This window comes from Nostoc sp., from assembly GCF_036919615.1.
GTDB lineage: Bacteria > Cyanobacteriota > Cyanobacteriia > Cyanobacteriales > Nostocaceae > Nostoc.
Genome location: NZ_JBALCN010000045.1, coordinates 1 through 24,382 on the forward strand (window position 1 = coordinate 1; position 24,382 = coordinate 24,382).

Below are 24,382 nucleotides of genomic sequence, written 5' to 3' on the forward strand. Positions count from 1 at the left end.
TAAAGGACGCAAATCATCTTAAGTCCAAAGGATTGGTTCGCGATGAGCTATCGCGAACCAATCCCCTTTTCCACATCCCGTGAAAAGTCAGATCTACGCCTAAGTACTGATAAACAGCCCCACTTTGAAACTCAACTTGCAAAATGTGTTCGCCGCGATCGTAGCCTACAGCCATAGCCATTGAGGAGATAACTGGTAGCATGATAATTGGTTCTTCTTCAAAGGGTAGTGCAGTCGTTTCGGCGATAACCTCGTTCAGTTCTCGCAATCCTTCATAAGCTTGTATCGGCGCGGGAATTTTCAAAAACTCCAGTTCGTCGCTTTGGTCGAGTAACAACTGCAAATATCCATCAGAGTGAGCGATCGCTACTAAACTGCTCAAGTCTACCTTAGATAGCTTCATTTATTTTGTGCTGTCCTGTTGGCGTAGTCGGGAGTGTTAAAGTTTTATGCAACACTTAAGTGCTTTTATAGTACAAAAATACTATAAAAGCACTTCGCTGTCAAGTTTTTTTCACCAAGCGAGAATATTAGGTGTGTAGAGACACGAAAGCATTGCGGTACGTTAGCGTAGCGGGGCGTAGCGGGGCGTACTCCTACGGAGAAGCAAGCTACGCGAATGCTCCGCTTGCAATGACATTGTGTAATTAATTATGTTTACCTACTTATTGGCTTGCGACCAAAGGTATAAAAAGTTGTGATATCGTTCCAAATGCCTTCTTGCGTTACTATTACTGCCAATTCTGCTTCAAATTCCGTCTTAAGTTTCTCCAGTTGCCCAGATGAGAGTTGCTTCATGGGATTTGGAAATTGTCCGGGTGCTGGATGAGAACCTCCAGACCACATCCGCTTTGCCTGTTGTAGGCTAATATAACTACCGTCTTGCTCAGACTTAATTTCAATCGCCTCAAAGCCTGCTGTTTTTAGTAGGTCATGGCACTTTTCAATAGTGCCTGTCGGTCTACTGAATGCGAGTGAAACGCCATACTTTTGGGCAACTTTTTGCATAGTTACCCCTCCCACAAAAGCGGTGTCTGCGAATGCGTGAAAGCCAATTAGCCCACCAGGTTTGAGCAATTGATGCCAAAGGCATAATGCAGCAGGAACGTCAGCCATCCAAATCAGGGCTGAGGAACATAGGACAACATCAAAACTGTTGCCTGGAAAGTTCAGTTTTTCAGCATCCGCGAGTACAAGCTCAAGATTATTCAGCCCCAACGCCTCAATCTTGCGTTTTGCCTGTTCAAGCATTCCAGTTGAAATGTCCACTCCAACAACTCGACCTGCAAAACCGACAAGCTGTGCTGCTTTAATCGCCACCATACCTGTCCCAGTTGCAATGTCTAAAACATGCTGCCCTTGGCTAATTTGTGCATGTTCAACCAGACGATGAGCAATTCGAGGATGCCAATCGCCCTCATCATAAGTTTGACCTCTGCAACTGTATAAATCCGCAATCTGTTGCTTGTATTCATTTAGATCAAGTTGTTGATTCATAATTATCTTCCACACAGTGTTTTTTGTCTTACATTTACATAATGCTAGAAAACTAATTTAGTATTCAAAGAGGTAAAGAACATTTCACAATAGACCTTTATTCAAACCGATTTTGAGCGATGCCTACAGTGGGCTACGCCTACGCTGGACATTGAACAGTTTCACTGTGTAGAAACGTAAAATTTTACGTCTCTACATCAACGATTCATAGCTGTATTCAGCAATGCAAAAGCGAGCGCTACTTTCTTGACCTACCCAGATACAACAGCCGAATCTACCTGATGCAAATGCGATCTGTCAGTTTGCATTTGCAAGTAACGATAGAGACGATTCAGGGCGTTTATATGAGCGTAAGCTGCCGCTACCACGATATCAGTATCAGATGCTTGCCCAGAGAATATCCGCTCCTGATGCTTCAAACGAACAGTGACGGTTCCGAGTGCATCAATTCCTTCAGTCACAGATTGGACGGAAAACTCAATTAGTTGATTGGGAATTTGCACCAATTGATTGATTGCTTGATACACCGCATCCACTGGGCCAGCGCCTACACTCGCATCTGTAAAGATTTTGCCTTCAGGAGTGACAATTGTAATGGTTGCAGTTGGGCAAGTGCAGTCACCACAGATTACCTGGACGTGTTCGATTTGGAAGCCACTTTCTACTTGAATCTGCGTTTCATCTCGAACGATCGCCTCTAAATCCCAATCTGAGATTTCTTTTTTCTTATCGGCGACTTCTTTGAATCGATTGAAGGCTTTATTCAAGTCTGCTTCATTCAGTTCAAACCCCAATTCCTTGAGCCTGGTACGGAAAGCATTTCGTCCAGAGTGCTTGCCCAAAACAATACGATTTTCTGGCAAACCGATCGCCGCAGCTTCCATAATTTCATAAGTTTGGCGGTGCTTGATGATCCCATCTTGGTGAATACCAGACTCATGGGCGAAAGCGTTTGCTCCCACGATCGCTTTATTGGGCTGAATCAGCATTCCAGTTAATTGGGAAACCAAGGATGAGGTTTTGTAAATCTCCTGAGTCTTAATATTAGTCAAGGGTGCATCGGCATCAACCGGACGACCAAAATAAGGGTTGAAAAATGGTTTGCGAACCTGCAACGCCATCACAATTTCTTCCAATGCGGCATTTCCAGCTCGTTCCCCAATGCCATTGATTGTACACTCCACCTGACGCACGCCATATTCAATTGCTGCCAAAGCGTTAGCTGTCGCCAAACCCAAATCATTTTGGGTGTGAATGGAAAGAATCACCCCATCGATATTAGGAACATGTTCTCGAATTCCCTGAATCAGAGTTCCGATTTCTTTAGGTGTGCAGTAGCCAACGGTATCGGGAATATTAATTGTAGTTGCACCTGCTGCGATCGCTCTTGACAAAACTTGATAAAGAAACTCTGGCTGAGTGCGGCTAGCATCCATTGGTGAAAATTCTACATCGTCTACAAACGACTTGGCGTAGGCAACCATTTCTGCTGCGATCGCTAATACTTCGCGGCGAGATTTTTTCAACTGATATTTCAGGTGAATATCAGAGGTAGAAATCATCGTGTGGATTCGGGGACAAGCCGCTCCCTTCAAGGCTTCAGCGGCGGCGTGAATATCCTGGCGAATGGCTCTGGCTAAACTGCAAATGATTGGCCCGCCGGGTATTCCAACTTGTTCGGCGATGGTTTTAACAGCTTGAAAATCTCCTGGACTAGCAACCGCAAAACCGGCTTCAATCACATCGACACCAAGGAGAGCCAGTTGATGAGCGATCGCCAGCTTTTCTTCTACATTCAGGGTTGCGCCCGGTGATTGTTCGCCATCCCGGAGTGTGGTGTCGAAGATGATAACTTGGTCTGGTTGAGATGCGATGCTCATAACTGTCTCCCGTGGTATTGAGGGGATATTTAAAAATCCTACTTGGGATATTGTATACAATTTTGGGATTTTGTATACAATATAAAATATGAACTTAAATGACTTGGCAGCGAATGTGCTGCAACAACGCAGTACCCCAGATTTAATTGCCGATGCTTTGCGGGAAGCGATTCTGTGCGGCATATTTCAGGAAGGACAATCCCTGAGACAGGATGAAATCGCCACTCAGTTTGGCGTTAGTCGTATTCCCGTGCGTGAAGCGCTCAAGCAGCTAGAAGCAGAAGGATTGGTGACACTGCATCTAAATCGGGGTGCGATCGTATCAGTGTTGACAGCACAAGAGGTGCAAGAAATCTGTGAGATTCGTAGCGCCTTGGAAGTAAAAGCGATGCAATTGGCAATACCCAAGTTCAGGGAAACAGATATAGAAAAAGCTGCTGTGATTCTGGAAGCGACAGATCAGACAACTGATGCAGGTGTGTTGGCAAAACTCAACTGGGAATTTCATGCGACGCTGTACGCCACTGCTGAACGTCCCCGATTGCTAGCAATGATTAAAACTTTACACATTAATTGCGATCGCTATGTGCGTGTGCAAATGGTGCATATGGATTACCAGGAATGTTCTCAAAAAGAACACTATCAACTTTTAGATGCTTGTCGCCAACGGGATACAAAAGCAGCTGTCAGGTTACTGAAACGACACATTGACACCGCAGGAGAACAGCTAATTATATACTTGCAGCAAAAAGCTCAGAAGCACTGATTCTTGCTGGAACTAGATGATCTACCAGAACAGACTAAACGAGAAATTTAGATTATCCTGTTCAAACAAATAGGTAGGGTCGTCCATGAAAAAACTGATCCAGCGTATTAAGACATTGCTCCAACGTATCCTCAAGAAGTTTACATCTAATTCTCAGCAACCATCGCCCTTAATAAATTCTCGCCCCTTAGACACTTCTATTCCGAGTGTTTCTCCCCGATGGGAGTCTGGTTTGGTGCTTGTGTGTTCACAATGTGCAAACGAGCAATCAGGCTCAACGGCTTCCGAAGACTTAGAGAATTGGTTGAAATCTCGTTTAAAGTTTGAGGGATTATGGGGTGAATTTCGGGTTGTTAGCACCAGTTGTTTAGGAGTTTGTCCACGGATGGGCATTACTGTCGTTCTTGTAAGTAATGGAAGTAACGGTAATAGTCCATGCTTAATTGTAAATCCCCAGAGCGATCGCGAACTTCTTTACTCACGCATCAAACAGAATAAAAAGTAACTTCAAAGGATTGCTAACGCTTAGTTGATAATCTATTGAATAGAGGATCTAGCACTCAAACTTTGCATCACTCTGCGCTTTACTTTGCGTCCCTCTGCGTTTAAAAAAGCTACAAACTTATGCAAAGGAAAAAGGGATAAATAGTTGAATTTGACACTCATTTTTAAAGTGAGTAGTAGCTAAAATCCGACTGTAACTTTTACGCCAACCGCAGATAAGGACACTTTTCTAAAAACCCTGACGCCTTATTGTGGGCATCTAAGTTATGAGTATGTGTTGGCGTCGGTCGAATAATGCCAGCAAACAAGTCATCTAACCCGTAGGGAGTAAAAAATTGCCATTGGCCTTGTGTATCTAGTCGAACTCCCACAGCAGTAGCGGTATGTAGCCAATGTGTGATCCCATCCTCTGTACTAGTGTAGGGTCTGCTACCAAGACGCCAACGAGCAAAACTGGCTTGATTTTTTACATCAAACTCCTCATGAGGAAATTGTTCTGTGAGAGTCGCTTTTGCTGCTAATTCTTGAGAACGGTTCCCCTGTATATCAAAGAATGCAATATCAAAATCTTTAATTCCTAACCCACAATTATCACCAAAAATTGAATGCCAAACGGTGTTGCGGACTGCACCTCCGGCTAACCACCAGTTCGGTAGATTTAGTTGAGCGATCGCTCTTAATACTGGATCAATAGGTGTATCAGCTAAAATCATCTGTAAACGAGTGTTACTATTCATATCAAATTCCTGGGATTGTCAAGTAGAAGGTGAAAATATTATCATTAGACCTCTTGCATAAGTCGAATAGATCCCCCTTAATCCCCCCTTATAAAGGGGGGAAATTTGAAATCTTGCCCCCTCCCCAACACATACGGGGAGGGTTGGGGAGGGGTGATTCAAGGATTTTTGCAAGAGGTCTATTCATATTTGATTAAGCTTACGGTGTTGATAGTCCGGCGGTGACATTTAGCGGGTGGATATTTTTTAGGGTAACTGCTGAAGTCATAGTATAAAGAGAACAAGGTTTTACAGAAGGTGAAATTGTGAATTTAGAATTTAGAATTTTTATTTATGGAAGATTTATTTGCGCGACTAGAACGCACACTCAATCCTGAACTGCCTTCTTTAACAGAGTCACAACAACAACTTCTACAAGAACTCAGTATTGATCAAAATCAACCCGGTACGATTGGGCGTGACTTTCAAACCCTGATAGATTTCTTGCAACCAAATGGGGTGGAAGTTAGTAGTGTTAATAACCTTCTACCCCTGAAAGTACTATCAGAACTTAATTCTCAGTTAAGTCGCCCAATTGAAATTAAACTTAAACGCCCCGTACAGAAATCATACCCCTACATTAATGGACTGTATCTGTTATTACGCAGTTCTGGGATAGCCCAAATTAGATCCCAAGGGAAGAAGCAAATTTTAGTATTAGATGCGGCTACCTTAGAATCATGGTCAAATCTCAACCCAACAGAACGCTATTTCAATTTATTAGAAGCCTGGTTTATTTGGGGAAATAACGAAATTTTGGGTGAGCATCAAGACTCATTCGGAAATTTATTTAGATGCATTCAACTTTGGGCCCGCGTCCCAGATAAAGGTTTAAAATTTTCCAAATATGATGACCAACACGATATTAGTTATTACCCCGGTCTGCATAATATTGCCTTGTTAGAGTTATTTGGATTCTTATCTATCAAACAAGGAAAAGCACAAGAAGGTAAGGGGTGGCGGATTACTAGTTTACAACGCTTGCCCTTTGGTGATGCTCTGTTGCAATTACTATTTCCGCTGGGGATAAGAGGAGAATTGCAGGATGACATCAATGTGAATTTTGGAAAATTGCAGTCACATTTTCAACCATTCTTTACAGAATGGGAGCATAATCTATTTGTTCCCAAGCAAAGCTTTAATGATGGGATTTATATTTTTAAAGTCTCTATTTCTAAAGCTTGGAGACGCATTGCCATCCCAGCGAAAAAACCATTAAGCTGGCTAGCAGAGACAATTCTCGATGCTTTTGATTTTGATTACGACCATTTATATGAGTTTAGTTATAAAGACCGTTTTGGTCGGATAATCAAAATCAGTCATCCCTACATGGAAACACCCCCATTTGCAGACCAGGTGCAGATTGGTGACTTGTCTTTAGAACCGGGTGCTAAAATGACCTATCTTTATGATTTTGGTGACAACTGGAAATTTGATGTGCAATTAGAAGCAATTAATCCACCTGATAACAAAATCAAAAAAGCCAAAATTTTAGAAGTTCACGGAAATGCACCTCAACAGTATTGGAGTGAAGATGATGAATTAGATGAAGAATGAGGGAAATTTAGAGAGACGTGGACAATGAAAATGTCTCCATATTCCCTGCTTCCTCATCTTCCCCATTTCTAGTTAGGATGATAAAGCAACACAAATTGTCAGGAGAGAAAACCTGTGATTCCATATACTGGAGGTTGTCAATGTGGACAAATTCGTTATGAAATTCATGCCGAACCGTTAACCCTTTATCTATGCCATTGCCAGGAGTGTCAGAAACAATCCTCTAGTGCCTTTGGAATGTCTCTCACCGTAGCACGAGATGCTGTTGTGATTCTTCAGGGAAAACCGAAAGCTTGGACTCGGAAAAGTGATAGCGGACATGAAGTAAATAACCTTTTCTGTGGCGACTGCGGAACACGATTGTTCCATGAACGGACTTACAACCCAAATACTATCAACGTCAAAGCTGGAACATTAGATGATACAAGTTGGTTACGCCCAGTGGGTAACATTTGGACATCCAGTGCCCAGTCATGGGTAATAATTTCAGACCAATTGCTCAACTATGATAGGCAACCAGAGGATGTGCAGCCTTTATGGGAAAAATGGAAACAACAGCATCCCTAAACGCACAACTCCCGACATCAGACATCACACTCTTGAGAGTTAAGCCAAATAATATAGGTGACAATACAGTTCAGTTAAGCCTAAAGCTCAACTTTTATGTAGCGACTGTCTTGATTGTCAAGTGCGATCGCCTGATGTTGTAACGACTGTTTTAAAAGTCAAGCCATCGCTTTGTTTGTGAAGATTTATGAAAGCAATGCCTACGGTGGTCACTGAGCTTGCCGTTTGCGCAGCGTCTTGTAGAGAAGTGCGGGCTACGCCTACGCACTTGTATACTCGCTCGCGGTGCGACAAAGTTTGAAGTACTTCAACACGACTTTCAAGTACTTCAACACGACTTTCAAGTACTTCAACACGACTTTTAAGTACCTCAACACGACTTTCAAGTACCTCAACACGACTTTCAAGTACCTCAACACGACTTTTAAGTACCTCAACACGACTTTCAAGTACTTCAACACGACTTTCAAGTACCTCAACACGACTTTCAAGTACTTCAACACGACTTTCAAGTACTTCAACACGACTTTCAAGTACTTCAACACGACTTTTAAGTACTTCAACACGACTTCGAGGTATCTGTTGCTTATATAGCAGTCCTAAATCATTCGTGAGAATTTGAGATCGTTTTAACCCCCCTGTAGTCCTCTCTTGGTATACGGTGTATACACAAGTCTGAAATAGCTTACTCACCTGATTTTTCTCGTCAGTTTTACCCCACCTTAACTCTCCCCTTGTCAAGGGGGATTACAAGATTTCTTATTTCCCCCCAATATATCGGGGGGATTAAGGGGGTAATTCGACTTGTGTATACACGGTAGCCAAGTAGGGTGTTAACTTTGTACCATTTTAGGTGTTCAAAATTCATGCAAAATATATGCCAGTAATTCTAATCAAGGAGACTATGCACAGCCTTACCGCCCTGATTCAGAACATGGGTGTAAATCATTGTCGTTTTTACATCCTTATGTCCCAGTAATTCCTGCACTGTGCGAATGTCGTAGCCGTTTTGTAATAAATGGGTGGCAAAACTGTGACGAAACGTATGACAACCCACCTTTTTCTGAATATTAGCTTTATGAACTGCTTAGTCTAATTCATGACTCTACCAAACCAGAGAATCACAAAAGTTACTGGTAAAGTGCTTTAATGAACATATTAAATTATTTAAAACAGTAATAGTAAACTCAAATTATAAGTTTATTTTAGATATTATATGAATTCCCCTACTTGTCTATAAATTATGTTAATCAAGCTAACACACTATTAATATTTCACATAAAAACTTCCTGGGCATTTTCAATCAAGTGATTCAAGTTAAATTGGATAAGTAAGACAATTTTGGTTCATTCTCAACACTTTTAACAGTTATTTCTAGACAAGCTTGATGACAAACGACACACCAAAAGAATTGAACCAAGACCAAGAGATTGGGCGGTTGATTGATCAGGTAATGTCTTCATCTCTGACTGATGAACAGTACCGCAAAAAGATGCAGCGACGCAAAGAAGTGCAAGACAAGCGCATAGCAGAAGCTGTAACAGATAAAGGGTTAATTATTGTAAATACTGGTAATGGTAAGGGTAAAACCACTGCGGCTTTGGGGATGGTGTTACGATCGCTCGGTCATGGGTATAAAGTAGCGATCGTCCAATTCATCAAAGGTAGCTGGGAACCTTCAGAAAAAAGGGTTTTCAGCTATTGGGAAGACCAGATAGAATTTCACGCAATGGGCGAAGGCTTTACCTGGGAAACTCAAGACCGCGATCGCGATCTCGACAAAGCTAGCGCCGCGTGGGAAAAATCATTAGAATACATCCGCAACCCAGACTTTCATCTGGTGTTGTTAGATGAAATCAATATCGCTCTCAAAATGTCTTATTTAGAAGTAGAGGAGGTTTTAGCGGGTTTGGCGCAAAAACCAGCTAATAAACACGTTATTCTCACAGGTAGAGGTGCACCGGCTGCTTTAATTGAGCGTGCTGACCTTGTAACCGAAATGACCCTAGTTAAGCACCCTTTCCGCGATCAAGGTGTTAAGGCGCAACCAGGAATTGAGTATTAACTTGAAGATTACTTGCACATTTGCAACGTGCGGCGATCGCTAGCAGTGATGGAATTTACCCGATGAAAGTCTTGCAGAGCCACTGAGTAAGCATAACTGCTTGACTCATCTTCACCGACCTTAGGGAGTCTACTGCTTGTAGCTACCTGATTTGACTGATTAGAGCTGGCTTCATTTGATGAACCATTAACCGTCATTGCCAACTCACCTGATGGGTTGAGTGTACCCTGAAAACAATTAAACTCCGATTGGGGCATATACAATGCACCCGTTATCTTGGCCTGCTGCTTTTGAAATATGATGTAACCTTGACCAAGCTGGTTTGGTTTTGGGGATTGACCATAGAGATAAACCCCATCTTTTTCCGGAAAATTCGCTTTTGGTAAAACTTCTGCGTCTTTTGTAGCTCCCTGAGAACCTGGAACCAATGCGGTGGCTCCAGGTTCTATTTTTCCGCCCTTATGGACAAAAAGCCCTTTATCTCCAAAAATCCGATTAAGTTGACTTCTCTGCTCTTGAACTCTTCTTAGCTGTGACAAAAGAGAGGTTTCAGAGGTTTGATGAATCTGAGCCGATGAGAATGAAGAATTTGTAACTGATACTACTTGAGTTTGCTTGGCTATAAAGCCCAAACCGAGAAGTAAGCCTAAGCCCGCTAGGGAAATTCCCCACTGACGGGGAGATAATAACTGATGAAGGTTGTTAAGCACCCTACTTCTCCTGTTAAAAAATTAACTAAGTTCTTTATAATTTACTTAAATCATCACCAAGTCTTAATTGTCAAAGACTTTCTTCACAACTTATATTACTATTGTCCAAAAAAGAAAACTGTCAAAAACTGAAGTTTTTATTTAATTTAGCTCAACAACCTTAGATTACCACCACTTAGAGTCTTTATTCTTCATTCAATAGATTCATGCCATTGAGTGAGGTTAATCACAAATTAAACCCTCTTAATTAACATTCAATTTTTTGACATCATGCCTTTGAGATTTTTCAGGTGATAAAAATGCTGATTTCATCAGTCTTTCAGCAAGTTCAGCCCTTGTAGAAGTGGTGGTTGTACAGCCGTTAGAGGATGTCTGAGAAGTATCAAATATTTGTTGATCCCCCCTAACCCCCCTTAAAAAAGGGGGAATAAGAGTCTCAAAGTCCCCCTTAAAAAGGGGGATTTAGGGGGATCTCCAAGGGTTAGGTGTATACAAAAAAACTTTTCAGATATCCTCTTAGATAAAACAGATTTTGCACCATGCGATCACACTGTACTGCAATATAATGCGTGGAGAAAGCCGACGACAAAAAAATCGATTCAAGAAGCAATTGCCAAAATGCAACAACTGCGGCCAGAAGTAGCGTTAGATAAAATCTCAATCCGCATAAATGGTTGAAGAGGGGCGAAGATTTTAACGCAGTTTGTTTTGGATTGTTCTGTAGCAATTAGCTGGTGCTTGGTGGATGAAAACGATGATTATGCTAATGCCATACTGGCAATGATGCCAGATTCTGAAGCTTTTGTACCAGGAATTTGGTCGCTGGAGATTGCTAATACCCTTAACGAGGAAACATAAACTCAAGGCTGAGTTTGGGGCGTTTGTCACCTCTTCCCATGTGAAACCGGGGAATTGCGTTCCCTGTGAAAGTCAGGGAACGAGAAAAACAGGAAAATTTAAACCCTAGCCGCAGCAACACTTGGTAAACTTACTTTCAACCGCTTAAACATCGCTTCTCGCGCTTGTACAGCGAGGCTATCGTCAAAAGGTTCTAAGGTAATTTCCTGCTGATACTTTAGCCGCAGCGCTGTTTGAATTAACCAATCGGCGACAAAGGGATTTTTTGGTAATAAAGGGCCGTGGGAATAAGTAGCGATCGCATTCTGATAAAATGCTCCTTCTGTTCCATCTTCACCATTATTTCCCAAACCATACACCACGCGCCCCAATGCTTCTACTTTTCCCAGTTTGGTACGTCCACCGTGATTTTCAAAGCCTACCAAATACGGTGTGCTACCCGTCATCTCTTTTAAATCTTGCGCCAGACGTGAAGCTGTCACTTCAATTACTAAGTTACCAATACAGCGCTTAGTATTTTCACCAGGATGGACAGAGACTAAATCGAGTATTCCCAAACCTTCAATCCGCTGTCCCAAGCCTGGTTCATAATAATGTCCCAGTAACTGGGGTGAACCACAAGTAAATACTCCCGGTGTTCCATTTTCGATTTTCTCGCGCATCGCATCAGCTTTTGCACCTTGTAAATCACGCATGACAATTTCTTGCTGACGGTCTTGTGCGCCACCACCAACGATTACATCTACAGTTTTAATATCTGCGGCTGTGGCATTTTGATCCAGGGGTAACACTTTAACATCGTATCCCCGCCACTGAGCGCGACGTTCTATAGTAATTACATTACCGCGATCGCCATAGGTACTCATCAACGTCGGGTAAAGCCAACCTATTGTTAATTCCAACTTTAGAAAACTCATAACTCCTAACTCTGTCAATTTTAGATTTTGAGTCGCACTTTTGGTGCGCTGACAGCGCAACTTGGATTTTGGTGAACCAGCGCGGTCTTCTCCCATTCGTGAGAGGCTAGCGCCTTCGCGGAGCGTCTCGTAGAGAAGGGGGTTTCCCCATGAGTGACTGCTGTTAGCGCAGCGGTAGCGACGTAGGAGCGTCACTCGTTCGCGCAGCGTCTCTGACAGGAGAAGGGATTGAAGGAAAAATTTATTATCTAAAATCTAAAATCCAAAATTGAATAACAGACGCGATTAATCGCGTCTCTACTCCTAACTCTCCAATTTAAAGAATTTTACGACCAGTCAAAACTTCTCGCACTTCTAACATCGCTGAGTAGGTGGGCAGAATATGCAAAGTTTCATTCTCTGGTGTATGCTCTAATGCAGTAGCGATCGCTTGTCGCAAATCTTCTTCCACAATTAAATTTAAGTTACTCTCAGGGGACTTTTGGCTGTAACGTAGACGTAGTGCCAGATCATAGACGCGATCGCCACTCACAACTAAAGTCCCTCCGCGTTCGACTAATTTCTCGGTATCCACGTCCCAAATCCAGGATACATCAGTGCCATCGGGTGTGCGATCGTTCAATACCAGCAGTGTGGTTTTATCTGTGCTTTGAGTGACTACGCGAATGGTTTCATTCGTTCCCACAGGATTTTTTGATAACAATATTCGCACACGTTTACCGTTAATTACTAAATCTTCAGCCCGACCAAATGCAGCTTGAAAATTATTAATAGTATCTCTAATTGTCGGTTCATCAACTCCCAACTCAAGAGCCGCAGTCGCAGCTGCCAAAGTATTATATTTGTTGTACAAACCAACCAGAATTTGTGACCATTTACTACTTTCCAGAGTCGGTTTACTTTTACTAAAACCACACTTGGGACAAGTAAAATCTCCCAAATGAGATAAATAAACACCCTTATAATCTAGGGAATGTCCACATCTGGGACAATAGATAGAATCAACAGCGTGAGGAATAGCTTCCAAATAATGTTCTGGTTCATTCAAGCCAAAGAATAATACCCGTTGGGGTAACTGCTGACCGAGATTAGATAAAGTTGGGTCATCAGCATTGGGAATTACCACCGTTTCTACTGGTAGGGTAGAAATAACTTTTGTCCAACGCTTACTAATTGTGTCTACTTCGCCATACCTATCGAGTTGGTCACGAAACAAATTTAAACAGAGAATAATTCGCGGCTGGAGTGGCGTTAATACTCTTGGTACAATATTTTCATCAACTTCCAAAATGGCGTAATCAACATTTAGCGTGCCTAGTAAGTTGGTGCTTTCCAACAGCGCACTCATCAAGCCATTTTCCAGATTTGCACCTGTAGAATTATGAGCGATGCGATAACCCTTGCGTTCTAGTATCGTGCATAAAAGCAGTGCTGTAGTGGTTTTGCCGTTAGTACCAGCAATTAGAATCACCCCGTTTTTAACTTGCTGACTCAATAATTGTAAAAGTCGGGGTTCAATGCGACGAGCAATCGAGCCTGGTAATACACTAGCAGCACCCAGACGGAGCGATCGCACAATAAACGTCACACTTTTTGCCACTAACACCGCGAAACCTAATCTCAGCCTATCTATGAATTGTATTTTGTTTCCCACATCCGTACCTTAGTCTTTTGGCGGTTGCTAATTGAAAGTATTTAATTGCAAATTTAATATGCGTGAGTTTAGCGAATCCTAACTTAAAAAGCCAGCCTCAAAATCAACATGCAGGGGGGCAGGGGGCAGTTAAAACCTCGTTCATCCACCTAAGAACCTCGAACTACTCCCCCTACCCATCTGCCCCCTGCCCCCTGCCTCCTACTCCTCATCCCCACTTGTCACTTACAAGAGATAATCTCAGTAAGCGTTATCTTAAAAAATAGTGCGCGGGCGTAATTTAGATATCCAGCTCAGTTTGCCGAATTCAGCACAAACTCACGACAAGTAGTAGCTTGCAAGGTTTCTTTTGATGAATAGCACAAAGTTTCTTTTTTTACATAAACAAATTACTGACTGGCGAAGGTGGTTGTCCAAATGCCTGTTGTTGCTTGTAAGTCTTTTCATTATAAGTATCCAACCTGCATATGCTGGTCTCAATAATGATTTATATGATGGCAACATCTTTGTCGTTTATGCTGGCAATGGTTCATTGGTTCCTCCCAGACAGACACTCACACAGACTTTAGCGGAACATAAACCCGTATTTTTGGCCTTTTATGTGGATGACAGCAGCGATTCCAAAAGATATGCCATTTCCATTTCACGGGTACAAGAATTCTATGGTCGGGTAGTAGAGATTATGCCTATTAATGTAGATAATATCCCGCCTAAACAGACCTACGACCCTAGAGAACCAGGATATTACTATTCTGGGGGTGTTCCTCAAGTCGTGGTGTTTAATAAATCAGGTGAGGTAGTTTTGAATAAGAAGGGTCAAGTACCTTTTGAAGAGATAGACGATGAATTTCGCAAAATATTTAATTTATTACCACGCACGGAAACAGCACAGCTAAAGCGGCGAGCCTTCAATGAATTCAGTAGTGAGTTAGCTAAGTAACTTATGGGGTAGACCTAATTGGTCTGCCCTAATTTTTAGTGCTTGTTACTACATTTACTGCCGATGCCAAAGCATAATATTTAAATATCTGTGTTAACAGATTAAAAAGTTATATAGTCTATAGTCCGTCACAAATGACTAATGACTAATAACCAATGACCAGTGACCAATGACTAACTAAAGTGTATTCTGATGTCAAAAGTTTACACCACTCAGGAGCTAATTCAAATTTTGGCAGATGAACGTCAAGCCTGCCTCAAGGGAAAACGCCTAAAATTAGAAATAACAGTCTCTGGCAATCCTGTAATTGACCAGTTTCTCAAAAATGATGGGCTGCGACAGTTCACTGCCTATCAAGATTTCAAAACTGCAATTCACGACTATCAAAGGGAAAATCAAGTTTCAGGTATTATCTGGCGGGAGGTAACAGTCAAAGGTAAAAACTTGAACTATCCTGAAGTAGACACCGACTTAATAGCCCTCAACAGTGACTTAGAGATATTAAAAGCCGCTAAAAATTCTATCGTAGAATTTTGGTATAAAGTCTCTATGGGGATGGATTTATACTTGAGTTTCAATAATAGTAAACAATACCAACAAATTGTCACATCTGATGTAGAGAGAATTGTTCAAAGAACTGAATGGGCAAGTTTGTGCAAGTGGGAAAATTCTAACTTTTTGGAAATGATTTTGCAGTTAGGATGGGGTAAACCAGAAGAAGCTTATTATAAACGCGGAAGACCGCGATCGGGTAGTGAATATATTCATGCAGTCAATCCTGGTAATCGCCCTATTGGTTGATCGAAGAGGTAGAGGAGCAGGGGCAAGGGGCAGGGGAGAAAGATACTGCAATTGCCCTGCAAAAAGGGTTTCAGAGCAAGTAAATTTATTCATGCCCTCTTCAAGGTTGATTATGCCTGACGAGATTGACGATCGCTGTAGCTAAATCCACTGGATCGACAGGTTTAGGTAGGTGTTTTTGAAATCCTGCGGCCATTGCTTGGTTGTAGTTAATTTCTCCAGCATAAGCAGTCAAAGCGATCGCTGGAATTTGTCCGCCTTGCTCTGGCGGTAATTTTCTCACCTCGCGCAGCAACATATAGCCATCCATCAAAGGCATTCCAATATCGCTTAACAGGATATCTGGTTTTGATTGAGCTAGTGTTTCCAGTGCTTCGGCTGCTGATTCAACTGTCGTCACGGTTGCGCCATATTGTTCCAGCGCAAAGCTAAAAAACTCTCGCACATCAGCTTGATCGTCCACAAGCAGGATTTGCACTCCCGAAAGTAATGTGTCGTCAGTACTGAGTTCTGGCTGAGAAACCTCAGCCTTCTCAACTCGTAACTCAGAACTTTTGAGCAGAGGTAGTCTGACTGTAAAGGTAGCCCCCTGTCCTTCTCCTAGACTCTCTGCCTGAACTGTACCACCGTGAAGTTCTACTAGATGACGCACAATTGCCAGTCCCAATCCCAGTCCCCCAAATATCCTGGTTGTCTTAGCATCTGCTTGTCGGAAGTAGTCAAATACGTAAGGCAAAAATTCCAGCATGATTCCCTTACCTGTATCAATCACCTGGATTTGGGCATCTAACCCAACTTGCTCTAGACGCACTTCTACTCGTCCTTCTGTAGGTGTAAATTTAACGGCATTGGAGAGGAGATTCCACATCACTTGTTGCAAGCGATCGCCATCGCCCAAAACTTTGCCGATATCATGACTCAGCACCGTTTGAATTTCAATTGACTTGGCTTCTGCTGCTAAACGCACCGTTTCTAGTGCAGATGCGATCGCTACTTTCAAATCTACTGCATAGAGATTTAACCTTACCTTACCTTGTAAAATCCGCGAAACATCAAGTAAATCTCCAATCAGTTGGGTTTGTAACTTGGCGTTGCGCTCGATTGTTTCCAATGCCCGGATTCTCGCGGCTTCGTCAAACTTGCGGGTTCTAAGTAACTTTGCCCACCCTAAAATCGGATTCAGAGGAGTTCTGAGTTCATGGGAAAGGACAGCGAGGAATTCATCCTTAATGCGGTTGGCTGTCTCGGCTTGTGCCCTTGCAGTCTTTTCGGCTTCGTAAAGTTGAGCACGAGCGATCGCTTGAGCACACTGTTGTCCCACTGTCAATAGAAATCCCCGGTCTTCTTCGTTAAATATTTGTCCAGTGGCAAAGCTTAATCCTAGTGCCCCAATTACTTTGCCTTCTGCTATCAAGGGAATGGCAGCCCAGGCATTATTCCCTGTAAGAGCCACAGCATCTGCTAAGTTCGGATATTTAGCAATCATGGCTGCTAAATTTTCTAAAAAAATCGGCTGCCTAGTTCTAACTGCTTCCGCTATTTGGTTAGGTGCAGTGATCGGAAAATTTGCCCAGGTATCTATGAGTGATTGCGGATAGCCATTTGCTTGCACAACTTTCAGGGTAGTATCTCCCTGCGTAAGTAAGACAACAGAACCAGCAGTGGCTTCTAAAGCGGCAATACCTTGGTTTACCACTACATTAGCCACCTGTTGGGGAGTTAGGGCTTCCGAGAGGGCAGCAGTTATTCTTTGTAGAAGTACCGTGCGATTGACAGACCGTTCAGCTGCCTGTTTTGCCTGTTGAGTTTCCTGGTAGAGTCTGGCGTTGTCGATAGCTGTCGCTGCCCGACGAGCAATATCCTCTGCTAAAGCCAAGTCTGTTTGTTTGTAGCGCCGACCTGACTCGGCTGTAAAAAAAGAGATTGCTCCGAATAATTGCCCACGGGAACGAAGTGGAATTACCATTAGAGAACGAATACCCAGGCTTCGCAGCAATTGCAGATGTTCGTCATCTTGAGCGATCGGGATAAGATGAGAGTCGGAAAATTCCGGATAAAAGACAGATATTCCGAGCCGTAGCTGCCATAAAAGCTGTTTCTCTCCGGTTTTGGCTGGATAATGTCGTTGGATTTCGTCTAAAGTATTTTGTTTTGTGGGATTGGCAATTGCGATCGCAATTTGTTTACTTGACCAATCTTCCTGGAAAACATCTACAATACACCAGTCAGCTAGCGTCGGAACTGCTAGATTAGCCACATTTTTCAAGGTGATTTCATAATCCAATGAGGCAGCTAATAAGATGCTGGCTTCGACTAAAAAGTTTTGTGTGGCTTCAACTTGTTTGCGTTCGCTAATATCTTTTATAATCCCTAATGCATACTTTGGAAGTCCCTTAGTATCCCAAACTGCTGATGAAGTTAGGTTTATCCAAACAATAGAACCATCTTTGCGAATGTAGCGCTTCTCTAGGGAATAACCACTAATTTCTTTTGCCAAAACTCGCCGAGCATTCTCGTAATCAACTTCTAAGTCGTCAGGGTGGGTAATTTCCTGAAAGTTCATTTGAATTAACTCTTCGTGCCTATACCCAGTAATTTTGCACAAAGCAGGATTAATTTGCAGAAATTGTCCATCCAATGCTATTAGACTAATGCCCACAGCTGCCTGGTTGAACATTGCCCGGAACCTTTCTTCGCTTTCCCGCAAGGCAACTTCTGTTTGCTTTGCTGCTGTTACATCTGCCAGAATAATTCCAATTCCTACTGTTTCGCCGATTGTGTTGTTTACCGGGTAATAGTTGCCCAGCCAGTAACCGTACCTTCTAGGTTGTTCCCTTGTCTCACCGCTGATTTCTATATTCAGCAGGGGTTCTCCAGTATCCAACACACGCTGTAAATGTAGCTCCTCCTCAGCCGCCATGTTTGGCAACACTTCCCCAAATTTGCGTCCTAGATGTTCTTCTATGGTCAAACCGTTAATGTCAGCGAAAACTTGATTAATTCGGATATATCGTAGTTCCCGATCCAAAAAGCATACTGCAACGGGAGCAGCTCCTAAGAGCCCATCTAGAAGAGATAGAGATTCGGCATAATGCACTAAAGCCTGGTGAATGTCTCGATAAAGTCGGGCATTTTCCATTGCTAAAGCAGCACGATGGGTAATATCTGTTGCTAAAGTTAAGTCAGAGCGATCGTAACGACGGTCTGATTGAGCGGTGACAAACTTGATGCAGCCGAGGACTCGCCCTTGTGCTACTAAAGGCACAATGATGGCGGACTTAATCCCTAATTGTCGAACAATGTTTAAGTGTTCTTCATTCTCAGTAGTCGCCACTAAAAAGGAGTCAGATACCTCCGGGATTAATTCTGGTTGCTTGGTTTGCAATACTCTAGCTATGGCATTCGCACCCTTGGGATCTGGTATATACTGCTGAAGTTTACGCGCCCACTCCGCTTTCGATGGGTCTGCATGAGCAATCGGTAGGCGGCGAATCGAACCATCTTCATTCAAAATCTCAACACTACACCAATCAGCTAGCTGGGGAACTGAGATTTTGGCGATTTGTTCTAAAGTTTCTTCATAATCTAGGGAAGTAGAGAGGACACTACTAATTTGGGCAATATAGCGAAGTCTTTCTTCAGCCTGCTTACGCTCTGTAATATTCACAGATGCACAAGTAATACCCTGAATGCTATTGTCTACATCCCTTAGCGGTTCAACCAGCAAATCGTAGCAGCTGCCTTCTCCACAAGTTCTCAAATCAACCTCTTGACGGGTTGAAACACCAGTCTCTAATACCTTCAGCTTAATTGCCCTCAATTGCTCTGCGACTAAAGCTGGAAATAATTCATCATCAGACTTACCTAACATTTCCTCAGCAGTGTTTAGACTTTGAGGATTATGAATCCATTGATATCGCAAATCGCGATCCTGCTGAAAGACTAGGATATCTAAACTACTTAATGCTAATCGAAATCGCTCCTCACTAACTTTCAGCTTTTGGAGATTTCCATCAGCCCGTGTTTTAGCAGTTTTTAATGCCTCACATAAGATACTAAAAAACAATCCTTGGAATGCAAACAACCCAATTCGCACCAAATTAGATAAGTCAAGACTCAACTCATAAGCTGGGGGGAGAAAGAAGTAATCGCTCAGTAACGCAGACAAGGAAGTTGCTAACAGCCCTGACTTCAAACCACCATACCAACCACTCACCGTTACAGCGCTAAAAAACAGCAAAAAAGGTGTTCCACTCATGCTTAACCAGGGGTCTAGCACCAACATTAGCACTAATGCAAGTGCAACAATTAATACAGTGATGCCATAACGCAGTAACTGGGAAGAATGAATATGGGGCATGAAAATGTTTTGAAACAACCAATACTTATTGCAAAGGCTGTACATACCCTAAGCTAGTTTGCAAATTTTAGTAACTTATCTCCAGATAGATTTTTATTTATCTAGAAAAACTTCTTTTGTTAGAGGTTAATTACTCAGTAATATAGTATTAAAAGCCAGAATTTATCATTAATCTTCTATATCCATAACATCAGTTTGTTGTTGATAAATCTCAATTTCAAGAAATGTAGTCACCCAAGGTTATAACAAATGCCAAAATAAAGATAATTTTAAATATCCGATATCTCTTCTGGTTCCATCTCAAACACCAAATCTGACTAAAAATCGCGAGTAAAGTAAAATTAATCACAATAAAAGATAGACTCTTACTTGACTGGAGATTTCTGTTTGTATTTGCGTAAAATTGTTTTGCTTGTACCCCAAACGCCTAAAGCTAGTATTCCTAACGTGAAGGAGGGTTCAGGAATAGAGTCAACTCGGCGAAACTCAATCGGCGTAGCGAAAAGCAAATTACCATTAGCCCCAAAAATTTTGTCTAAAGAGTCAATGCTATTTTGGGAGACAGTTACACTAGAAATCACCTTACCACCAGAACTTGTTGGACAGCCATTAGGAGAGTTATTCCCAATGTAATCAGCGGGTTCCCACAAAAGTTCCAAGTTGCAGCTTGTTGCCAAAACTTTACTAGAGTCAAGAGTATGTTCCGACTCTGGTCGATTACATAATCCAGTAACAGAATAGTTTGGATCAAAAGCACGAATGCTGAGATTGACTGCTGAATTCTCTTGGCTAAAGGAATAAAGACGGAAGCGATTAATACTTTTTTGTTCAAGATAAATATTCTTTGTTCCAATTCCAGGGTCAGCATTGGTCAATTCCACACTACAACTTGACAGAGTAATAAATGGAACAGAAGGGTTAGTTGCCAATTGTTGGGAATTATCGAACAAACCAGTAAACCACTGTGCTACTTGCTTGACCTGTGTCTCAAGTGGTGGCGCAGTAATAGCAGTAGCGCGAGTTGTCTGGACAAGTGTAAATGCTGAAAATAAAGCTGTCAGAGGATGTCTGAGAAGTATCAAATATTTGTTGATCCCCCCTAACCCCCCTTAAAAAAGGGGGAATAAGAGTCTCAAAGTCCCCCTTAAAAAGGGGGATTTAGGGGGATCTCCAAGGGTTAGGTGTATACAAAAAAACTTTTCAGACATCCTCTCAGAGCACATACTTTGACGGGATTCATAAATTAATCCAACATCCAAAATTTCAAAATATTTTATCTTACTTTTGCTGTGACGTAATGCCCGGTTAGTTAGTTTGACATCAATAGGACTATCTTCAATTAATCCCCAACCCTACTTGGTCTATTCACATAAAATCCACTAGAATTGACATCCTTCAGCACTGCTACCAATTTTTCAATATGTGCTGCTTGATGAGTTGCCATTAAAGATATTCTGATCCGACTTGTGGGCACTGTGGGAGGACGAATTGCTGGGGCAAAAATGCCAGCATCTCTTAGCTGTTTTCCAGCTTTGAGGGCATCTGTCGCACTGGGCAATTGAAAACATAATATAGGTGATTCCGAAGGCAATAATTTTAGATTAGGTAACTGTTGTTGCAGCAAATTTTTCAAGTAATGTACATTTTGCCACAATTGGGCACGGCGTTGCGGTTCTTGTTGGACTATTTTGATTGCTGCTAAGGCTGCGGCTGTATCAGCAGGTGAAAGCCCAGTGGTGTAAATCCAAGTGGGTGCACGGTTTTGCAAAAAGTCAATTAAGGCGCTACTTCCAGCCACATACCCGCCTAAACTACCCAAAGCTTTACTCAAGGTGCCAACTTGAATTAACTGCTTTCCTGTACAGCCAAAATGTTCTACACACCCAGCGCCAGTTTTTCCTAGTACCCCTGTGGCATGAGCTTCATCAACTAGCAGCATACAGCTAAACTCATCAGCAAGATCCAACAGTGCTGGCAACGGGCATAAATCGCCATCCATGCTGAAGACAGTATCAGTAAGAATCAAACAACGTCGGTAGTTTTGTCGCTGCCAATTCAACTGAGTTTTTAGCACTGCAACATTACAGTGCGGATATTCCACAACTGCTGCACCGCTGAGAATCGCCCCATTTTTCAGACTGGAATGATTGTATTGGTCAGATAAAATTAAATCACGCTTGCCAACGAGGGCAGTAATTGCACCCAAATTAGCTAGATATCCGGAACTAAATACCAAAGCAGCTTCTGTTTGTTTGGTAAATGCGATTGCCTCCTCTAAATCCCTGTGCAATTCTCGATGCCCGCTGAGTAATCTAGAACCAGTACTACCAGTCCCAAATTCTGCGATCGCAGCAGTTGCCGCTACCTTCAACCGCTCATCCCCAGTTAGCCCCAAATAGTCATTACTGGCAAAATTAATTACCTCTTGCCCAGCTAAAACTACCGTTGCACCCGGACGACCGTGGATTGTTTGTACTGAGCGATACCAGTCTGCCTGATGAATAGTTGCTAAGGACTTTTCTAGCCAAGCATAAGGGTCAGTGGGCATAGGGGGATAACAATTCAAAATTCAAAATGACGCTCGCGGACTCGCTAACGCTGCGCTAACAAAATTCAAAATTAATGCACAAGATTAAACTTGTTCGCTACTGAGATGAGCGATCGCTTGTTTAATCCAATCTTCTACATAGGCGTCTTTGGGTAGGCCGATATTTTCACTCACCACATGTAAGGCGTGACTGACCTCATGGGCAGTATATCCCAAGGCGAAGAGGGTCATTTGTACCTCTTCGAGAATTCCCGGTGCTGGGCCACCTGTGGCAACGAAGAACCCGGCTGACTTGCGCCACTCGACTAACTTGCTTTTCAGTTCCAAACAGATGCGTTCGGCGATTTTCTTACCGACACCGGGAGCCTGAATTAAAATTTGTGTATTGCCAGCGATAATAGCTTGGACTAAATCTGGTAATTCCAGAGTGTCCAAGAGGGCGATCGCTAAGGCTGCACCAATACCAGTGACAGTCAGCAAGTGGCGAAATAAATCGCGTTCGGATGGCGAAGCAAAGCCATATAGTAACGGCACTTCTTCGCGAATTTGGAAATGCGTAAAAATTTGTGTCACTCCTCCCGACTCTGGTAACTGGTTTGCTAGCCGTTGGGGAACTTGCAAATCATACCCCAAGCCATTCACCTCCAGAGTCAGGATCACGCGATTAGCGCCAATTGTTTGGATACCAGCGACTATACCTTTTAGATAACTAATCATTACAAGAGACCAAAATATTTTAATCCTTCGATAATTCCACCTGCACAAAAACATGAAGCCAGGTAGCGGTGATCAGCGGGATACTCATCGTGCCATTGGAGTAACTCTTTGCGGGCATTCCCCACAATGATTCCCCGTTCGTTGCCTACAGCAAATAAAGCAATATCATTACCTGAATCACCACAGACAATTGTTTGTTCTGCTGCAAATTTCCACTTTTGGCGCAAAAACTGCATTGCCTGACCTTTATCGCTGCTATGGGGTACAATGTCAAGGTCTATTCCGCTACTGTAGATTAACTTTACATTTAATTTATTTTTCTGCAACTCCGCCTCAAGTTGTGGTATCACACTTGCAGATGCCTCTTGTTGTAAGAAAAAACTCACTTTGAAGGGACGCTGTTCTGAATCTGGTTGCAGAACTAACTCAGGATATTTTCTAGTAATAGATAATACTGTTTCCCGTTCCCATCCCGGAGAGAGGATTTCTGACCAACCTGAGTCTGGTGTATCAGTACCATCAAAGTAAATCTCAGTACCCACAGAAAGAACAAGAGCATCCGGTTGCAAAAGATTTTTTTGAGCTTGGAGTTCTTTGTAAAGCACAGGCGATCGCCCAGTAGCATAAACAATTTTTGTACCGTATTCTTGGCGATGTTGATTCAGCAGTTGATTTAGTTCTGGTAAGGCGCTGTCATCGCCCACAGTGCGATATACAAGGGTGTCATCCAAGTCAGTTACAAATAGAAATTTAGCCATAACCACCTCTTATGCTTCGCTTTACCATCAAAAAGTTTATGTCCTTTTTGGACTTATCTAGCAACGCCTCACTTGATCTGCTCAGTCCTAGCGCTGTAATGCGTCCAGTGAAACACAAAAAAGCTCACCCTGTAAGCTTCAGGATGGGCTTTTATTTGGATAGAACTGAATTTTTTGTGCCTACTATAATTTAATTACAACAATTGTTGCAATGACTTAAGCATTACTTATAAATAAAAGAGTATTCGCTGCAAAGTATGAAGCATTTGCAGCAATCGCTTATATATTTCCTGCAAATGCTTAAACATTACTTATTTGTTATTTCGGGGAACCCATTTGTTATTTCGGAGAACTCATTTGTTATTTCGGGGAACCCATTTGTTATTTCAGCGAACCCATTTGTTATTTTGGGGAACCCATTTGTTATTTCGGCGAACCCATTTGTTATTTCGGCGAACCCATTTGTTATTTCGGCGAACCCATTTGTTATTTCGGCGAACCCATTTG

22 protein-coding genes and 1 pseudogene are annotated in these 24,382 nt (G+C 42.4%); 9 read left to right on the top strand and 14 right to left on the bottom strand.

Features of this window, described 5'->3' with window-relative positions; all coding sequences use genetic code 11:
* Positions 1 to 13: 13 nt before the first annotated feature.
* From V7K48_RS14460 to V7K48_RS14470, 3 genes are all read right to left on the bottom strand, one after another.
* Complete coding sequence (locus V7K48_RS14460; RefSeq protein WP_335073505.1) at positions 14 to 403, bottom strand: KTSC domain-containing protein; 390 nt, start codon at positions 401 to 403, stop codon at positions 14 to 16.
* 254 nt (positions 404 to 657) lie between these two features.
* On the bottom strand, positions 658 to 1,497 hold the full coding sequence (locus tag V7K48_RS14465) for a class I SAM-dependent methyltransferase (RefSeq protein ID WP_335073507.1): 840 nt from the start codon (positions 1,495 to 1,497) through the stop codon (positions 658 to 660).
* 251 nt (positions 1,498 to 1,748) lie between these two features.
* A complete protein-coding gene (locus tag V7K48_RS14470; RefSeq protein WP_335073508.1) occupies positions 1,749 to 3,377 on the bottom strand; it encodes a 2-isopropylmalate synthase in 1,629 nt (542 codons plus the stop codon).
* A gap of 88 nt (positions 3,378 to 3,465) precedes the next feature.
* Here V7K48_RS14470 and V7K48_RS14475 point away from each other — a divergent pair, with 88 nt between their 5' ends.
* Positions 3,466 to 4,143, top strand: coding sequence for a GntR family transcriptional regulator (locus tag V7K48_RS14475; RefSeq protein WP_335073510.1), 678 nt, complete (start codon positions 3,466 to 3,468; stop codon positions 4,141 to 4,143).
* Between the two features lie 85 nt (positions 4,144 to 4,228).
* A complete protein-coding gene (locus V7K48_RS14480; protein WP_335073512.1) occupies positions 4,229 to 4,648 on the top strand; it encodes a (2Fe-2S) ferredoxin domain-containing protein in 420 nt (139 codons plus the stop codon).
* A gap of 199 nt (positions 4,649 to 4,847) precedes the next feature.
* On the opposite strand, the gene V7K48_RS14485 is transcribed toward V7K48_RS14480, so the two are convergent.
* Positions 4,848 to 5,384: a nucleotidyltransferase family protein gene (locus V7K48_RS14485; RefSeq protein ID WP_335073513.1), complete on the bottom strand. Its 537-nt coding sequence runs from the start codon at positions 5,382 to 5,384 to the stop codon at positions 4,848 to 4,850.
* Positions 5,385 to 5,717: 333 nt separating this feature from the next.
* Between V7K48_RS14485 and V7K48_RS14490 the strand changes: the two genes are divergently transcribed.
* The 3 genes from V7K48_RS14490 to V7K48_RS14500 all read left to right on the top strand — a co-directional run bounded on the left by V7K48_RS14490 (position 5,718) and on the right by V7K48_RS14500 (position 7,690).
* Positions 5,718 to 6,980: a plasmid pRiA4b ORF-3 family protein gene (locus tag V7K48_RS14490; protein WP_335073515.1), complete on the top strand. Its 1,263-nt coding sequence runs from the start codon at positions 5,718 to 5,720 to the stop codon at positions 6,978 to 6,980.
* A 114-nt stretch (positions 6,981 to 7,094) separates the two neighbouring features.
* Positions 7,095 to 7,547, top strand: coding sequence for a GFA family protein (locus V7K48_RS14495; RefSeq protein WP_335073517.1), 453 nt, complete (start codon positions 7,095 to 7,097; stop codon positions 7,545 to 7,547).
* A complete protein-coding gene (locus V7K48_RS14500; protein ID WP_335073519.1) occupies positions 7,526 to 7,690 on the top strand; it encodes a hypothetical protein in 165 nt (54 codons plus the stop codon). The genes V7K48_RS14495 and V7K48_RS14500 overlap by 22 nt, the downstream gene beginning before the upstream one ends.
* On the opposite strand, the gene V7K48_RS14505 is transcribed toward V7K48_RS14500, so the two are convergent.
* Positions 7,665 to 8,240, bottom strand: a complete 576-nt coding sequence (locus tag V7K48_RS14505; RefSeq protein ID WP_335073521.1) for a hypothetical protein — start codon at positions 8,238 to 8,240, stop codon at positions 7,665 to 7,667. The genes V7K48_RS14500 and V7K48_RS14505 overlap by 26 nt on opposite strands.
* A gap of 196 nt (positions 8,241 to 8,436) precedes the next feature.
* Positions 8,437 to 8,619 (bottom strand): annotated as a pseudogene (locus tag V7K48_RS14510) (tyrosine-type recombinase/integrase); the annotation flags it as partial.
* 315 nt (positions 8,620 to 8,934) lie between these two features.
* Between V7K48_RS14510 and cobO the strand changes: the two are divergent.
* A complete protein-coding gene (cobO, locus tag V7K48_RS14515; protein WP_335073523.1) occupies positions 8,935 to 9,612 on the top strand; it encodes a cob(I)yrinic acid a,c-diamide adenosyltransferase in 678 nt (225 codons plus the stop codon).
* Between the two features lie 8 nt (positions 9,613 to 9,620).
* On the opposite strand, the gene V7K48_RS14520 is transcribed toward cobO, so the two are convergent.
* Positions 9,621 to 10,322, bottom strand: a complete 702-nt coding sequence (locus tag V7K48_RS14520) for a hypothetical protein (RefSeq protein ID WP_335073525.1) — start codon at positions 10,320 to 10,322, stop codon at positions 9,621 to 9,623.
* 708 nt (positions 10,323 to 11,030) lie between these two features.
* Here V7K48_RS14520 and V7K48_RS14525 point away from each other — a divergent pair.
* Positions 11,031 to 11,180, top strand: coding sequence for a hypothetical protein (locus V7K48_RS14525; protein WP_335073527.1), 150 nt, complete (start codon positions 11,031 to 11,033; stop codon positions 11,178 to 11,180).
* Between the two features lie 98 nt (positions 11,181 to 11,278).
* Here V7K48_RS14525 and V7K48_RS14530 read toward each other — a convergent pair whose 3' ends face one another.
* Positions 11,279 to 12,097: a type 1 glutamine amidotransferase gene (locus V7K48_RS14530; protein WP_335073547.1), complete on the bottom strand. Its 819-nt coding sequence runs from the start codon at positions 12,095 to 12,097 to the stop codon at positions 11,279 to 11,281.
* A gap of 316 nt (positions 12,098 to 12,413) precedes the next feature.
* The gene (locus tag V7K48_RS14535) at positions 12,414 to 13,751 is read right to left on the bottom strand and encodes a Mur ligase family protein (RefSeq protein ID WP_335073529.1); all 1,338 of its coding nucleotides are present in this window, start codon (positions 13,749 to 13,751) and stop codon (positions 12,414 to 12,416) included.
* 352 nt (positions 13,752 to 14,103) lie between these two features.
* Here V7K48_RS14535 and V7K48_RS14540 point away from each other — a divergent pair, with 352 nt between their 5' ends.
* Together V7K48_RS14540 and V7K48_RS14545 are read left to right on the top strand one after the other, a co-directional pair.
* On the top strand, positions 14,104 to 14,691 hold the full coding sequence (locus V7K48_RS14540; protein WP_335073533.1) for a thylakoid membrane photosystem I accumulation factor: 588 nt from the start codon (positions 14,104 to 14,106) through the stop codon (positions 14,689 to 14,691).
* A gap of 192 nt (positions 14,692 to 14,883) precedes the next feature.
* On the top strand, positions 14,884 to 15,492 hold the full coding sequence (locus tag V7K48_RS14545) for a hypothetical protein (protein WP_335073535.1): 609 nt from the start codon (positions 14,884 to 14,886) through the stop codon (positions 15,490 to 15,492).
* Positions 15,493 to 15,592: 100 nt separating this feature from the next.
* On the opposite strand, the gene V7K48_RS14550 is transcribed toward V7K48_RS14545, so the two are convergent.
* The 5 genes from V7K48_RS14550 to V7K48_RS14570 form a co-directional block, all read right to left on the bottom strand.
* Positions 15,593 to 19,852 carry a PAS domain S-box protein gene (locus V7K48_RS14550; protein ID WP_335073537.1) on the bottom strand — a complete coding sequence of 1,420 codons (4,260 nt, stop codon included), beginning with the start codon at positions 19,850 to 19,852 and terminating at the stop codon, positions 15,593 to 15,595.
* 365 nt (positions 19,853 to 20,217) lie between these two features.
* Positions 20,218 to 20,934, bottom strand: coding sequence for a chromophore lyase CpcT/CpeT (locus V7K48_RS14555; protein WP_335073539.1), 717 nt, complete (start codon positions 20,932 to 20,934; stop codon positions 20,218 to 20,220).
* A gap of 257 nt (positions 20,935 to 21,191) precedes the next feature.
* Positions 21,192 to 22,400 (bottom strand): 8-amino-7-oxononanoate synthase, encoded by a 1,209-nt coding sequence (gene bioF, locus V7K48_RS14560; RefSeq protein ID WP_335073541.1) that lies wholly within the window; start codon positions 22,398 to 22,400, stop codon positions 21,192 to 21,194.
* A gap of 84 nt (positions 22,401 to 22,484) precedes the next feature.
* Positions 22,485 to 23,117, bottom strand: coding sequence for a Holliday junction branch migration protein RuvA (gene ruvA / locus V7K48_RS14565; RefSeq protein ID WP_335073543.1), 633 nt, complete (start codon positions 23,115 to 23,117; stop codon positions 22,485 to 22,487).
* Positions 23,117 to 23,875, bottom strand: coding sequence for a sucrose-phosphate phosphatase (locus tag V7K48_RS14570; protein WP_335073545.1), 759 nt, complete (start codon positions 23,873 to 23,875; stop codon positions 23,117 to 23,119). The genes ruvA and V7K48_RS14570 overlap by 1 nt, the downstream gene beginning before the upstream one ends.
* Positions 23,876 to 24,382: the final 507 nt, after the last annotated feature.

Bases quoted from the DNA above. Each gene is read 5' to 3' on its own strand.
- V7K48_RS14460 (WP_335073505.1), bottom strand. From the start codon at position 403: ATGAAGCTATCTAAGGTAGACTTGAGCAGTTTAGTAGCGATCGCTCAC.
- V7K48_RS14465 (WP_335073507.1), bottom strand. From the start codon at position 1,497: ATGAATCAACAACTTGATCTAAATGAATACAAGCAACAGATTGCGGAT.
- V7K48_RS14470 (WP_335073508.1), bottom strand. From the start codon at position 3,377: ATGAGCATCGCATCTCAACCAGACCAAGTTATCATCTTCGACACCACA.
- V7K48_RS14475 (WP_335073510.1), top strand. From the start codon at position 3,466: ATGAACTTAAATGACTTGGCAGCGAATGTGCTGCAACAACGCAGTACC.
- V7K48_RS14480 (WP_335073512.1), top strand. From the start codon at position 4,229: ATGAAAAAACTGATCCAGCGTATTAAGACATTGCTCCAACGTATCCTC.
- V7K48_RS14485 (WP_335073513.1), bottom strand. From the start codon at position 5,384: ATGAATAGTAACACTCGTTTACAGATGATTTTAGCTGATACACCTATT.
- V7K48_RS14490 (WP_335073515.1), top strand. From the start codon at position 5,718: ATGGAAGATTTATTTGCGCGACTAGAACGCACACTCAATCCTGAACTG.
- V7K48_RS14500 (WP_335073519.1), top strand. From the start codon at position 7,526: ATGGAAACAACAGCATCCCTAAACGCACAACTCCCGACATCAGACATC.
- cobO (WP_335073523.1), top strand. From the start codon at position 8,935: ATGACAAACGACACACCAAAAGAATTGAACCAAGACCAAGAGATTGGG.
- V7K48_RS14530 (WP_335073547.1), bottom strand. From the start codon at position 12,097: ATGAGTTTTCTAAAGTTGGAATTAACAATAGGTTGGCTTTACCCGACG.
- V7K48_RS14540 (WP_335073533.1), top strand. From the start codon at position 14,104: ATGAATAGCACAAAGTTTCTTTTTTTACATAAACAAATTACTGACTGG.
- V7K48_RS14545 (WP_335073535.1), top strand. From the start codon at position 14,884: ATGTCAAAAGTTTACACCACTCAGGAGCTAATTCAAATTTTGGCAGAT.
- V7K48_RS14550 (WP_335073537.1), bottom strand. From the start codon at position 19,852: ATGCCCCATATTCATTCTTCCCAGTTACTGCGTTATGGCATCACTGTA.
- bioF (WP_335073541.1), bottom strand. From the start codon at position 22,400: ATGCCCACTGACCCTTATGCTTGGCTAGAAAAGTCCTTAGCAACTATT.
- ruvA (WP_335073543.1), bottom strand. From the start codon at position 23,117: ATGATTAGTTATCTAAAAGGTATAGTCGCTGGTATCCAAACAATTGGC.
- V7K48_RS14570 (WP_335073545.1), bottom strand. From the start codon at position 23,875: ATGGCTAAATTTCTATTTGTAACTGACTTGGATGACACCCTTGTATAT.